Source organism: Leifsonia sp. NPDC058194, assembly GCF_042883605.1.
GTDB lineage: Bacteria > Actinomycetota > Actinomycetes > Actinomycetales > Microbacteriaceae > Leifsonia.
The window spans coordinates 26887-39746 of record NZ_JBHVVL010000004.1; the positions used below are offsets into that span (position 1 = coordinate 26887).

General features: G+C 70.3%; 13 protein-coding genes and 1 tRNA gene. 6 read left to right on the forward strand and 8 right to left on the reverse strand.

Going from position 1 to position 12860, the window contains the following annotated elements; translation table 11 throughout:
- The first annotated feature begins 16 nt into the window (after positions 1 to 16).
- Complete coding sequence (locus ACFVU2_RS15070; protein ID WP_387875838.1) at positions 17 to 940, forward strand: alpha/beta fold hydrolase; 924 nt, start codon at positions 17 to 19, stop codon at positions 938 to 940.
- On the opposite strand, the gene ACFVU2_RS15075 is transcribed toward ACFVU2_RS15070, so the two are convergent.
- Complete coding sequence (locus tag ACFVU2_RS15075; protein ID WP_387875840.1) at positions 882 to 1718, reverse strand: SGNH/GDSL hydrolase family protein; 837 nt, start codon at positions 1716 to 1718, stop codon at positions 882 to 884. The genes ACFVU2_RS15070 and ACFVU2_RS15075 overlap by 59 nt on opposite strands.
- A gap of 108 nt (positions 1719 to 1826) precedes the next feature.
- On the opposite strand from ACFVU2_RS15075, the gene ACFVU2_RS15080 reads away from it, so the two are divergent.
- Positions 1827 to 1916, forward strand: a tRNA-Ser gene (locus ACFVU2_RS15080).
- Positions 1917 to 2092: 176 nt separating this feature from the next.
- On the opposite strand, the gene ACFVU2_RS15085 is transcribed toward ACFVU2_RS15080, so the two are convergent.
- Positions 2093 to 3217 (reverse strand): epoxide hydrolase family protein, encoded by a 1125-nt coding sequence (locus tag ACFVU2_RS15085; protein WP_387875842.1) that lies wholly within the window; start codon positions 3215 to 3217, stop codon positions 2093 to 2095.
- Positions 3218 to 3280: 63 nt separating this feature from the next.
- Between ACFVU2_RS15085 and ACFVU2_RS15090 the strand changes: the two genes are divergently transcribed.
- A complete protein-coding gene (locus tag ACFVU2_RS15090) occupies positions 3281 to 4243 on the forward strand; it encodes an aldo/keto reductase (RefSeq protein ID WP_387875845.1) in 963 nt (320 codons plus the stop codon).
- A gap of 41 nt (positions 4244 to 4284) precedes the next feature.
- On the opposite strand, the gene ACFVU2_RS15095 is transcribed toward ACFVU2_RS15090, so the two are convergent.
- Genes ACFVU2_RS15095 through ACFVU2_RS15105 form a run of 3 tightly spaced genes read right to left on the reverse strand, consistent with a single transcriptional unit; the run spans position 4285 to position 5524 of the window.
- A complete protein-coding gene (locus ACFVU2_RS15095; protein WP_387876828.1) occupies positions 4285 to 4614 on the reverse strand; it encodes a DMT family transporter in 330 nt (109 codons plus the stop codon).
- Positions 4614 to 4985 (reverse strand): DMT family transporter, encoded by a 372-nt coding sequence (locus ACFVU2_RS15100; protein ID WP_387875847.1) that lies wholly within the window; start codon positions 4983 to 4985, stop codon positions 4614 to 4616. The genes ACFVU2_RS15095 and ACFVU2_RS15100 overlap by 1 nt, the downstream gene beginning before the upstream one ends.
- Positions 4982 to 5524, reverse strand: coding sequence for a TetR/AcrR family transcriptional regulator (locus ACFVU2_RS15105; RefSeq protein ID WP_387875849.1), 543 nt, complete (start codon positions 5522 to 5524; stop codon positions 4982 to 4984). Before ACFVU2_RS15105 ends, ACFVU2_RS15100 begins: the two co-directional genes overlap by 4 nt.
- A gap of 310 nt (positions 5525 to 5834) precedes the next feature.
- Between ACFVU2_RS15105 and ACFVU2_RS15110 the strand changes: the two genes are divergently transcribed.
- Together ACFVU2_RS15110 and ACFVU2_RS15115 are read left to right on the forward strand one after the other, a co-directional pair.
- On the forward strand, positions 5835 to 6776 hold the full coding sequence (locus tag ACFVU2_RS15110) for a helix-turn-helix transcriptional regulator (RefSeq protein WP_387875852.1): 942 nt from the start codon (positions 5835 to 5837) through the stop codon (positions 6774 to 6776).
- An 80-nt stretch (positions 6777 to 6856) separates the two neighbouring features.
- Entirely contained in the window at positions 6857 to 7636 is a 780-nt protein-coding gene (locus ACFVU2_RS15115; protein ID WP_387875855.1) for a CPBP family intramembrane glutamic endopeptidase, read from the forward strand.
- On the opposite strand, the gene ACFVU2_RS15120 is transcribed toward ACFVU2_RS15115, so the two are convergent.
- On the reverse strand, positions 7600 to 8847 hold the full coding sequence (locus tag ACFVU2_RS15120) for a DUF1254 domain-containing protein (RefSeq protein ID WP_387875858.1): 1248 nt from the start codon (positions 8845 to 8847) through the stop codon (positions 7600 to 7602). The two genes, ACFVU2_RS15115 and ACFVU2_RS15120, sit on opposite strands and share 37 nt — an antisense overlap.
- Before the next feature lie 103 nt (positions 8848 to 8950).
- Between ACFVU2_RS15120 and ACFVU2_RS15125 the strand changes: the two genes are divergently transcribed.
- Complete coding sequence (locus tag ACFVU2_RS15125; protein ID WP_387875860.1) at positions 8951 to 9196, forward strand: hypothetical protein; 246 nt, start codon at positions 8951 to 8953, stop codon at positions 9194 to 9196.
- Here ACFVU2_RS15125 and ACFVU2_RS15130 read toward each other — a convergent pair.
- Both ACFVU2_RS15130 and ACFVU2_RS15135 read right to left on the reverse strand, forming a co-directional pair.
- Entirely contained in the window at positions 9165 to 11900 is a 2736-nt protein-coding gene (locus ACFVU2_RS15130) for an Ig-like domain-containing protein (protein WP_387875863.1), read from the reverse strand. The genes ACFVU2_RS15125 and ACFVU2_RS15130 overlap by 32 nt on opposite strands.
- 78 nt (positions 11901 to 11978) lie before the next feature.
- Positions 11979 to 12812, reverse strand: coding sequence for a CPBP family intramembrane glutamic endopeptidase (locus tag ACFVU2_RS15135; protein ID WP_387875866.1), 834 nt, complete (start codon positions 12810 to 12812; stop codon positions 11979 to 11981).
- Positions 12813 to 12860: the final 48 nt, after the last annotated feature.

Consider the following 12860-nt stretch of genomic DNA (forward strand, 5'->3'; position numbering starts at 1 on the left):
GAGCAGAATGGGCCGCATGGCGAACCTGACGTACACCCTGCGGTCCGGCCGACGTGTCGGCGTCACCACCCTCGGCGATGCGGATGCGGAGCGCATCGTCGTCTTCTGCCACTCCGCACCCGGTTCGTCCGCCTTCGACCCCGATCCCGACGCCTCGGCCACGCGCAACGTCCACATCGTGGCGCTGGACCGGCCGGGCTACGGGTCGAGCGATCCGTGGCCGTACGGCGAGTGGCCGAGCATCACCCGCGCGGCCGACGACATCGCCGAGTACCTGCGGTCGGTGGCGCTCGCAGAGAGTGCGGCCGGAGTGGGCCGCCCGCGCACGGTCGGCATCGCCGGCTGGTCCGCCGGCGGCCGCGTCGCGCTCGCCTTCGCTGCGCGGCATCCCGAGCTGACCGAGCGCGTCGCGATCGTCGCGACGCCCGCACCCAACGAGGCCGTGCCGTGGATCCCGCCTCAGCTGCAGGCCGAGTCCGATCGGCTGGGGGCGTTGCCGCCGGCGGAGGCGGTGCAGCAGCTCAGCGCTCAGCTGCAGTCGCAGGCGGACGCCGTCCTCGCCGCGGGCGAACCCGGTGAGGTGCCCGCCGACGCGGTAGGGGCCACCGCGGTCGATGACGCCGTGCTCTCCGGTCCGGGCGTCCACGATCGCCTGGGGCGGATGCTGCAAGACGCCTTCCGGCAGGGCGCGACCGGTGCTGCCGCGGACATCCTGTCGTACACGGCGAGGCCGTGGGGCTTCGAGCCCGGAGACGTGCGGGCGAAGACGCTGATCGTCGGCGGCCAGGGCGACGCGATCGCCGGCAACGCCCATGCCGCCTGGTATCAGAAGGCCGTGCCCGACGCGCGCATGGAGATGGTCCCGGGAACCGGGCACCTCGTCATCGTGCCGGCGTGGGGGAGGGTGCTGGCGCATCTGGCGCCGGGGTCGATGCGCTGATTGACGCGGCACCCGCCGCCGGGCGCCGGGGGAACTTCGCCGCCGCCAGCTTCGTCACCGCGGGCAGGAACGCCGACGCCCACACTCGGTAGCCGTGATCGTTCGGGTGGAAGAGGTCTTCGGCGAACTGGGTGAAGGCGCCGCGGATCCCCTCCCGCTTCATCGACTCGTGCAGCGGCGCGACCTCGAGACCGGCGCTCGCCGCCTCCTCCCGCAGGATCGCGTTGGCCTGCGCCACCTTCTTCTCGTTCCAGGGAAGGTAGAAGTAGGGGAGGTCGGCGACGACCGCATCGCCGGGGAGCGCAGCGAACACGCGCCGGATCCCCTCGCGGAACGTCGCCGGATCGAATGCCGCGATGTCGTTCGCGCCGATCGAGACGGTCACGATGTCGGGTTTCAGCGTCTCGAACCGGGGGAGCTGATCGGCCACGGCGAGGGCGACCGTCGCACCGGAGACGCTGAGGTTCACCGTGCGCACGGTGCGGCCGGTGGCGGCGTGGATGTGGTCCGCGATCACCCCGACGTAACTGTTCTTGGGCTGCGACGCGCCGATCCCCTGGGCGGCGCTGTCGCCGATCGCGACGTAAAGGATCTCGCCTTCGCCCTTCGCGAAGTCGCGCCACCACTTGGAGTGCACCGGCAGCGCTTCGTTGAGCCGCACCTTGCCGGCCGCGATCGACGCGCGCTTCTGCTGGATGCGGCCCCAGGCGTACGCGGCGCCGCCCGCGACGGCGCCCGCGATGCCGACGGTGGTGACGACGCGACCCGTGGTGTTCATGCGAGCAGCGTACTCCGAGTACCGTGAGGCCCCCGTGGGCACCGGCTGTGCACTCGCTGGACGCACGCTGATTGGCGGGGCGCGGAAAGTTCGCCTAAGATTATCCGCGGTACCGTGTCCGAGCGGCCGAAGGTGCAACTCTCGAAAAGTTGTGTGGGTGAAAGCCCACCGTGGGTTCAAATCCCACCGGTACCGCCACGTGCAAGCCCCCGCGATCCCCGTTCTACGGGGGTCCGGGGGTTTTCTCGTGTTACGGCTCGCGCTCGGCGGTGACTGAGGTGACGACCAAGCCGATCACCGCCGCCCCGGGGAGACCTAGGTGCCATCTCGTCTCACGGCAACAGGATGCGCCGAACCGTCGCGCGCGGCAAGCCTCAGGCGAGACCTGCGAAGAACTCCCGGATGCGGTCCGCGGCCAGGCGAGGCTGCTCCAGCCCGAGGAAGTGCCCGCCGACCGGCGCCCGTTCGAACGCGCGCAGGTCGGCGGCGGCGCGCTCCGCGAGCGAGCGCGGGAAGCCCTCCATCACGGGCTCGCGGCTGAGGAGCACACCGACGGGCGCGGCGATCGTCGGACGGGGCGGGTTGGCGTCGTAGTCGAAGTACTGGCGGAAGGAGGTGCCGATGCTGCCGGTCGCCCAGTACAGGGTGGCGATGGTGAGCAGGACATCCCGCGGGATCACCCGGTCCAGGTCGCCGTCGACCCAGTCGTGCCACTTGTCGGCGATCCACGCGAGCAGGCCGGCGGGGGAATCGGCGAGGGCGGCTGCGATGGTGTCGGGACGCGTGGCCATGATCTCGCTGTAGCCGCCGTCGGCCGCGTCGTAGGCGTCGACCGCCTCCAGATAGGCGCGCTCCTCGTCGGTGTGCGGCTTGTCGTCGGCCGGAAACGGGGCATGGATGAGCTGGACGCCGATCACGCGATCGGCGTGGTCGACGCCGAGCCAGGTCGCCGCGCCGCCTCCGATGTCGCCGCCGAACGCCGCATACCGGTCGTAGCCGAGCACGGTCGTCATGAGCTCGTGGAGGTCGTCGGCGATCGCCTGGCGGGTGAGCGGCCCGTCCGGCAGCTCGGAGAAGACGAAGCCGGGCAGCGACGGGACGATCACGTCGAAGGCGACACTCGAATCCGAACCCGAACCGGCCGGGTTGGCGAGGAACTCCGCCAGTGGCAGGTACTCGGTGTACGCGCTCGGCCAACCGTGCAGCAGCAGGAGGGGGATGCGTGTCTCGGCCGAACCGGCGGCCGGGATCCGCACGAAGTGGATGCGGTGGCCGCCGACATCGGCCAGGTACTGGTCGTACGAGTTGAGGTGCGCCTCCTGCGCTCGCCAGTCGAACGCGAGCCAGGAGTCCACCAGGTCGCGCAGCACGGAGCCCCCGACCCCGGCGTCCCACGGCGCGGAACCGAGCGGCTCGACGAAGCGGGTCGCTGCGAGCCGGGACCGCAGGTCGTCGAGCAGGTCGTCGGAGACGTGGATGCGGAAGTCGTCGATGCTCATTGCCGACACGGTACGCGAAACGCGCGGCGTAGTCTGATGCCCTACCGCCGGAAGGACGCAGACATGCAGAAGCGAACGCTGGGCCGACAGGGCCTCGAGGTCTCCGCGCTGGGGTACGGGGCGATGGGCATCTCCCTCGCCTACGGGCCGGGGGACAAGCAGGAGGGCGTCGCGGCCATCCACGCGGCCCACGATCTGGGTGTGACCCTCTTCGACACGGCCGAACTCTACGGCTGGGGCGAGAACGAGCGGATCGTGGGTTCGGCGGTCGCGGGCTACCGCGACGAGATCGTGATCGCCACGAAGTTCGGCTTCACCCGCGAGTTCGGCTTCGACAGCCGGCCCGCGCACATCCGCGAGGTGGTCGAGAACAGCCTCCGCCTCCTCGGAACGGATCACATCGACGTGCTCTACCAGCACCGGGTGGACCCGCAGGTCCCGATCGAGGACGTCGCGGGCACGGTCAAGGAGTTCATCGATGCGGGCACGGTGAAGTACTTCGGTCTCAGCGAGGCCGGGCCCGAGACCATCCGGCGCGCCCACGCCGTGCAGCCGGTCTCCGTGCTGCAGACCGAGTACTCGCTGTTCGAGCGGGATGTCGAGGTGCTCTTCCCGACGCTGGCCGAGCTGGGCATCGGCTTCGTGCCGTACTCGCCGCTCGGGCGCGGATTCCTCACCGGCACGGCGAAGCCCGCCGGCGAGTACGACCCGACGGACATGCGCAACACCGACCCGCGCTGGCAGCCCGGGAACTTCGAGAAGAACGTGGAGGCGACCCGGCAGCTCAGCGAGTTCGCCGGGACGCTCGGCGCCACGGTCGCGCAGCTCGCGCTCGCGTGGCTGCTCGCCCAGGGCGAGCACATCGTCCCCATCCCCGGCACCCGCAGCGCGGCACGGGTCGCGGAGAACGTCGGCGCCGCCGACCTCGTGCTCTCCGCTGCCGATCTCGCCCGGATCGACGAGATCCTTCCTGCCGGAGGGTTCGGCGCACGCTACGCCCAGGGGCGGACGCCCGTCTGGCACTGACCGCGACTGGCTCTGACCGCGACGGGCACCGACCCCGCGGGTCAGTGCAGCGAGCCGAGCTCGACCAGCACGACTCCGGCTCCGATGAGGAGGATGCCGAGCACCATCACGGCGGTCAGCGGCTCGCGGAACAGGACGCGACCGAGGATCGCCGTGAGGGCGACGCCGACGGCGGCCCAGACCCCGTAGGCGATCCCGAGGGGGAGACCGAGGGCGAGGGTGGCCGAGAGCAGGGCGAACGCGACGACGTACCCGACGCCGACAGGCAGGTACCAGATGCGTCTCGGCGACGGCCCGGTCGTCGCCATCCGCAGCGAGATGGTGGCGGACACTTCGAAGACGATGGCGCCGGCGAGGGCGAGCCAGACGATCACTCGTGGCTTCCTTCGGCCGCGGTCGGGGTCGATGCCGCGCGGCGATGCGCCGCTTGCGATCCGAACTCGACGAGCAGCACGCCGCCGATGATGAGGGCGATGCCGACTCCCATCAGCGGGGTGAACGGCTCGCCGAAGAAGGCGGTGGAAAGTGCGGCCGTGAGTGCGACGCCCGTCGCTCCCCAGATGCCGTAGGCGACGCCGAGTGCCATGCCGGCGCGCAGCGATGCGCCGAGGCAGGCGAACGAGGCGACGTAGCCGATGGCCACCACGACGTACAGGGCGGGATGCGTCAGCGCGCCCTTGAGGGAGAGTGAGGCGGTCACCTCGAACAGGATCGCCCCGGCGAGGAAGAGCCAGCGGTTCATTCGATCCCTCCGAGCAGGTCGTCGACGGTGCCCTTCAACCGGGCGAGGTCGTCGCCCACCGGCGGGAAGAGCCCGGACGCGCAGGCGAACCAGGCGCCGTCGGCCAGCAACCGCACGGCCAGCAGTCGGGCTCGGACATCGGGCGCGAGGTCGTCGGGCAGCTCGATGTAGGGGCGCAGGCGCTCGCCCCATTTCGCGACGAGCTCGTCGCGCAGGCGGGGGTCGGCGAAGACGACGAGCTCGCTCGCGTCGTGCGGGCCCTCGATCGACCAGGTCGCGTAGGCGGCGGCGCGCTCCCGCGGTGTGGCGCTCGCCGGGTCGCCGATGCGGGAGACGATCGCCTGCTCGCAGCGATCGACGACGTGGTCGACGAGCGCGAGCATCAGCGCCTCCTTGGTGGGGAAGTGGTACATGAGGCCCGGCTTGGTCAGCCCGGCGGCGCGCGCGGCACTCTCCAGCGAGATCGATTCGCCCCCCTGCAGCATCCCGAGGGTGCTGTCGAGGACGTCGGTGCGCGATGTCGGTCGTGTGGTGGACATGGAGGTGACTTTACCATCCGGATGGTAAAGAACTGAAGAGCGCACACTGGCCACCACGCCGACGGCAGGCGTACCCTCTGCGCACCGGACCCCAACCCCTGTCCGGTGGCCAGCGGCGCGCGTCCCGATCGCGCGCCGCTGGGTCCAGCCGGCGGCGCAGTGCGGTGAAGAGTTTCGGCAGATAGCCGTCGTTGTGCGCAATGGTCCTCCCTTTCGCGCGAATTGGATAGGCACGGACGGGAGATTCCGATGCCCTCTCGACGTTCGCGATGAGTCGCGTGAAAATACGTCCAGACCGAAGGAGGGTCGAATGAGCGCATTCCGCACGGCTCTCGAGACGCGCGAGTCGGACTTCGCGATGACGTTCCTGAACGAGCTCTACTCGGGGGTGGACATGGACCCGCACCCGGAGGCGTTCTCGCTCGAGGTGTCGGCCGGTGGCGACGACCGCTTCGCGTCGCTCCGCGAGAGATGGACGGCGAGCGGTCGCTTCGAGATGGAACCGCAACCGGTGGTGATCGTCGTCGAGGTGATCGACGGCGCATGGAACTCGATGATCGGGCGGACCCAGCCGGACACGTCCCGCCCGTGCCTGTTCCCGCCCCTCCCGGCGACGGCTCGCTGGCAGGAGTCGTTCAGCGTCAACGGGACGCAGCTGGACATCGGCTCGATGGACGCTTATGCGGCGGACCACTTCGGCGTCCCCGGGCTGCATGTCCACTTCTCCGGCAACTCCCCCGTGACTGCGGAGAGGCAGCGTTCGTGGGAGGCCGTCAGCGGATTCGTCCGCGATGACGTCGTCGCGGACGACGAGCTCCTGCAGAACGATCTGATCCGCGACCACGCATACGGGCTCCTCGTGGCGAGCCTGCTCCGCACCTTTCCGAACAACACTCTCGACCTCGCGCTCCCGCATGACGGGGCCACGGCGTTGCCCGCAGCGCTGCGGCGAGCGGTCGCCTACATGGAGGAGCACATCGCGGAGTCGATCCTCGTCGAGGACATCGCCCTCGCCGCGCGCCTCTCGCCGCGCGGCCTCCAGAACGCGTTCGAACGCCTTCTCGGCACCACGCCGATGCGGTATCTGCGAGACCTTCGGCTGGAGGCTGCACGCACCGACCTGCGTGCAGCGCAGGCCGGCGACACGGTCGCGATCATCGCCCACCGCTGGGGGTTCGTCCACCTTCCGCGGTTCGCCCACTACTACCGTGACGCATTCGGAGAGAACCCGGGCGAGACCTTGCGAGGCTGACCCACCCCGCCGTTAGCATGTGCGCAGAGCCGATCGCGCTTCCGGCGGCGGCTGCCCCACCCTCACGTCTGGAGCAGTTCATGAAAGTGTCGCCTCGCCCGTGGATCGGGATCGCCGTCTGGCTCGGCTACGTCGTCATCGTCACCGTGGTCGGCGCGCTCTCCGGCGTCGGGTACGACCACATCGGGGACTCCGCCGAGACGCTCTTCCGGGGCGCCGCACTGTTCCTGGCGATCGGGGCCGTGTACCTGGCGATCGTCACGACGGTGCTCGGCTGGTGGCGCAGCGCGCTGTTCGAGCGGGAGCGCAGCAGGCACCGCTGGCCGATCATCGCTCCGGCGATCATGGCCCTCTCGATCCTGATCAGCCTGCCGACGGTGGACTGGGCGAGGATCGACGGCGGCTACCTCGCGGGCCTCCTCACGCTCGGCGTCCTCGTCGGATTCAACGAAGAGCTCGTCACGCGCGGCCTGCTGCTGACCGGGATGCGTGCGAGCGTGCGCGAGGTCTGGGTGTGGTTGACGACCAGCGCGCTGTTCGGGCTGATGCACGCGACCAACATCATCAGCGGCGCCCCGGTGGGGCAGACGATGCAGCAGGTGGTGCTGGCGTTCCTCGGCGGCACCGCGTTCTACATCGTGCGTCGGGTGACCGGCAGCCTGATCTGGGCGATGGTGCTGCACGGGGCGTGGGACTTCACCACCTTCGCCACCGGGCACGGCACGGTCGGCCCGAGTGTCGGCCTGTTCCTGGGTGTCGCCGGCGAGATCCTGGCGTTGGTGTTCGTGTTCTGGACGTTCGCGAGCGCGAAGCGGCCCGCGGATCACCCGGTCGTGACCTCGAACACCGGCGCGGTGTAGTCCCCGTTCTGGATGGCCTCGCTCGGGCCGTAGAGCCGCAGGATGAGGTAGGAGTCCTTCTCGGGAATCGGGAGGAAGTGCGGGTCGTCCGCGTGCCGGTCGACGTCTGCGCTCAGCAGGATCGAGTAGTACCCGTCGTCGTCCGGCGTCAGCGTGCGGTCACCCCGGCTGTGCCGGTTGATGGTGTTGTGCGCCATCAGTCGGTCGTCGTCGCCGTACACGGTGAAGGACCAGAACTCCGAGACGTCGGGTGCCCGGAATCGCGCCCGGTACTCCCGGCCGGCCGAACCGTTGATCGGTGTCCCGTCGGAGCCGGTCTCGATCTTGATGTACACGGACTCGACGGGAGGCAGCCCCCATTGACCGAGCATCGTCCCGATGTCGAAGACGTCGCGTGGCGCATGCTGCAACTCTTCGCGCGTGCCGAGAGCACCCTTGGAGCTGGTCACCGTCGGCGCCAGCTCGGCGAGATGCGTCGTCGCGAGGGCTTCGCCGCGGTCGGCGGCGGCGAGCTGCTCGTCGCTGAAGTCCCGGCGGCCCGGCTCCAGCCCTATGGCCGCGAGCCCGTCGAGCCACTCGGCATCGGCGGCGGCCATCGAACCGTCGGCGAGAAGGAAGTCGACCCTCTCCAGCCAGCTCGTGGCCCGAGGATCGGGGAACTCTCGGACGACCGGGGCGGGGGAGGGCTCACCGAGGTGCTCGGACAGGGTCCGGAGCAGCCACCGATCCTGCAGTGCACGCGCGGTCTCGAGGTCGTCGCCGCCGGTCGTCATGATGCGGCCCATGACCTTGATGAGGTTCGAGTCGGAGCGGACCACGTCGTCGACACCGTCGGGGACGCTTCCCGCCCACTCCCGCGCGGCGAACAGGAACGTGCCGCCTTTCGATCCGCGTGTGCGGGAGCCGATCATCGCCGTCGTGTAGTGCCCCATGTCCATCGTGTGCAGGATCCAGTAGCGGTCGCCGTCGACGTCGGGAACGGTGACCACCACCGGCTCGGCGGCCACGTCGAACCAGCCCTGCAGGTGGAGGGTGTCGTTGTTGATCGTCGGGTGCGCGGTGTAGGTGTCGTCGGCGAGGTCGCGGAGCTTCTGGAACACGTTGAGACGGACGCCGGGGGCGATCGTCGTCTCATGCAGGAAGCCGTAGGCCTTGTCCATCGAGTACGCGTACAGGTACGCGTCCTTCGCCACGTCGTCCGAGATCGCCATGTGCCGCTCCTCCATGCCCGAGATTTGTATCGTCGCAATTCGAGCACCCTGCGCACCCGGCCGTCTAGGCCTGTGGACGACTCGGGGGAGGGAAGCGGCCGGCGTGGGATTGTGGACGACGCTCGCACCTCTGATCGTCGGCGCTGCCGTCGTCCCCGTGCAGCTCGCGCCGAGCCGCTCGGCGGTCATCCTGGACGCCCTGTCCGGATGGCTCACGCGGCACAACCGTGTGCTCATGATCACGCTCGGGCTCGTCTTCGGGTCGTCGTTCGCCGTGAAAGCGCTCGCCGGCTTCGGCGTCTTCAGAGCCCGGAGCCTCAGGCGCGGCGGCGACGCCGCAGTCGACTAGCGACCAGCACCATCCCGGCCGCCAGAACGGTCAGGCCCAGGACCAGCGGCCCCGTCGCGTCGGAGCCGGTGTCGGCCAGACCGCTCCCGGTGCCGCCTGCCGGCCCGGAACCTCCTGATCCACCGGATCCGCCGGGGCCGACCGGCGGGACGACGACCGCGGGCTGCACGGTCACCGTCACCGTGGTGGTCGAGCAGAGGTCGGGCTGGCCGTTGGCGCAGATCGTGTAGCGGAAGGTGTCCGTGCCCGAGAACCCGGGCGCCGGCACGTAGTGCGCGACGCCACCGGTGAAGGTCACGGTCCCGTGTCCGGGCGGGGTCGCGATGGTCGGGGGATCCACGGTGCCGTCGTCGTTCCCGAGCACGTCGATGTCGACGGCGGTGCCCGGTGCCGTGACGGCCGAGTCAGGCGTCGCGACGGGATAGACCTCGACGTGGACCACCCCGGTCGCGCAGAGCTGCGGGGTGCCGTCGTCGCAGACGATCACGGTGTACTCGTCACGGCCGGCGAAGCCGGTGCGGGGCGTGTAGACCACGGTCCCGTCGGGTGCGACGGACGCGACACCGCTGCGCGGCGGGACGCCCTGGTAATCGGTGAGCACGGCGTCGGGGTTCGCGTCGTCGGTGGTCACCGTGTCGGTCGTCGCGACGTTCGTCGTGGTGACCTGCGTCAACGGGTCGATCGTCGGCGGGACGTTGGGCGGGAGGACGTCGATCGTCACGTGGGCCGTCGCGCACAGGTCAGGCGCGGTGGGGGAGCAGATGCGGTAGTCGAAGGCGTCCTGGCCGGTGTATCCGGCATCGGGTGTGTAGACCGCGTCGCCCGTGGCCGGATCGAGCGAGACCGTCCCGTGTAGCGGGCCGGTCACGACCGTGCCGTCGAGGGGCGCGCCCGCCGTGTCGTTGTCCGTCAGCGGGATGGTGACGGGCGTGTCCTCGAACGTCTGCGCAGCGTCCGCGAGAGCCCGCGGGTACACATTGATCGTCACCGTCGCGGTGTCGCACGCGGGCGTCGGGGAGGCGTTGTCGCAGACCTGGTACTCGAAGGTGTCGACGCCGCTGAAGTCGTTGTCGGAGACGTAGACGAAGCCGCCGGTGCTGGAGAAGTACATGCTCCCGTGCGCCGGGCGGGTGACAGTGCTGTAGGTCAGCTTCTGACCGGCGTCGGGGTCGGTCGCGGTCACGCGGCCCAGCGCGAGCAGTCCGGTCGAGGTGTCGAGGACCAGATCGTCGGCCACCGGCGGGTTGTTCACGGGCGGCGGGACGGCGATCACCTCGGTGTCGACGGTGGAGCCCGCGGACGAACCGTCATTGTTGGAGGGCGCCGTGTCCGGGGTCGACGAGGTCGAGCGCGCTGTGTTGACGAGCACGGTCCCGGCGGGGGCCGTGGCCGTGCCGGAGAACGTGAAGGTGGCGCTCGCCCCGGATGCCAGGGTGCCGACCTGCCAGCTCAGCACGCCGCCGTTGACGGTACCGGTGGTCGACGCCGGGTCGAGGGCGAATCCGGCCGGGAGGGTGTCGCTGAGCACCACGTCGTCGGCCGCGCCGGGTCCGTGGTTCACGACGGTCACGGTGTACGTCACGGTGCCGTTCTCGAGCACTGTCGCCGGGCCGACCTTCTGCACCTCGACGTCGGCGGACGGCGTCGTCGACGCCCCGCAGCTCGGGAACGGGTCGAGCAGGTTCACGGTGCCGCGCACGGTGTTCGTCACCGAGCCGGTCGCCGTGTCGAAGATCTGGCCCGCGGGAGCGACCGACTGGACGGTGATCGGATCGGCGGCGGAGGCACCGGTGAAGCTGCCCTGGACCGAGGTCGTGCCGCTGAAGCTGTACCGGCCGAGCCCGACGATCGCGCCGTCGTCGCGGAGGCCCGCAGCGCGCGCGACGCCGCGGTTCGACTGCGCCCAGGTCGCGCCGCCGTTGTTCGTGAAGACGCCGCTGGCGATCACGAGCCCGGCGTTGCTCGCGTTCGCGCTGTTGTTGATCAGGTCCCCGGTCGCGCTGATCGCGCACGTGTTCTGCAGAGCGCCGGAGCTGTTGATGGTGAGCCCCTGCTGGAAGCCGGCGATCCCGGAGTTCGTCAGGGGGCCGCTGATCGCGGCGCCGCCGTGCACGGACAGGATGCCGCTGTTGTCGAACGCGACACCGCTGTTCAGGTCGAACGCGCCCTGGACCGTGAAGGTCCCGGAGTTCTGGAAGGAGCCCGCGGCGGACGACAGCGATCCGTTCACGGTGAAGCGGGCACCGGAGGCGACCGTCACGATCCCGTTGCCGTTCATCGCGAGGCCGGCGAAGGTCGCGGTCCCCTCGACGTCGAGCGAGAACCCGGCGTTGACGGCGACGCTCGGCATCACAAGCGTCGCACCGCTCGCGACGACCAGCGCGCCCGCGGGGTTGTTCAGGTACGAGCCGGTGAGCGTCGCACCGGCGCCGACGCAGAGGGTCGATCCCGCCGGCAGCGCGTCGACGCCGCCGGTGAAGTCCGCGGCGACGAGCACGGTCTCACCGGCGGCCACACTGATCGAGGTGGCTCCGGCGGCGACGGTGCGGGTCGGGGCGGCGCACTGCGAGGTGAAGTCCGCGCTCGCCGGGGATGCACCGGCTCCCGCGATCAGCGCTCCGGCGACCAGGAGGGTCGACAGCGCCGATCCCGTGACCCGCGCCCAGATCGTCCTGCGAGTGCTCCCTCGCCGAGCGTGCACCATCCAGATCCCCCTCCGATGTGTTCGGGTTCCACGGTAGCGGAGGGGCCTCGACGGGAGAAGCCGGGGCGCCCGGTGACGTCAGACGGTCGTGGCCTCGCGGCGCCTCCGGCGCTCGAGGAGGTCCTGACGGATGCAGCTGATCACCAGTACGAGCGACAGGGCTCCCAGGACGAACTGGATGACGACGTTCGCGGGGGAGATGTTCGCGTCGGTCGATCCGCTGTGCGACACGTCGCTGCCGCTCACATAGAGCGAGAAGTCCGTCAGAGCGTGCAGCGCCATTGCGATCCACAGCCGGCCGGTCGCCCGCACGACGCCGTAGTAGAGGGCTCCGTCCATCGCGAGGGTGGTGACCTGCAACAGGATGAACGCGGGCTGGAGGCCTGCGATCACACTGCCGAGCACGTGCGCCGCACCGAACAGCGCGCTCGTGACGAGCAGGGTCACGAGCTCCCCGTGGTGGGCGCGCACGCTCACGCGCAGGATGCCGCGGAAGAACAGCTCCTCACCGAAGCCGACCATCGCCGTGCCGACCAGGACGACCACGATGGTGCCGACGCTGTGCGCACCCCAGGGGGCGATGGCCAGCACGATGACGGACTGCGCGAGCAGGAGCACCGGGATGCTGAGCATCCACCACCGGCGCGGCTGCGTCCGCCCGGCGGACGGCACGGACCAGGTCTGCGCCCACCACCCCGACCAGCGGAGGAACAGGAGGCCGCCGACGATGAGGACGGGCAGCACCGTGTAGTGCGTCAGCGCGAAGTCGCCGGCTTCGGACCCGCCGCCGAAGAGGTCGCCCAGGAGGTTGGCGACACCGGCGGCGAGGGCGACGTAGACGACGCACGCGACGAGGCCGATCCAGAAGACCTGCGGCACGCGCGGCCCCGCGGACACGTCAGGTGTGGTCACGGGACTGTTCTCTGACGGGTGCACCCATCCACCTTATGAGTTGGGATC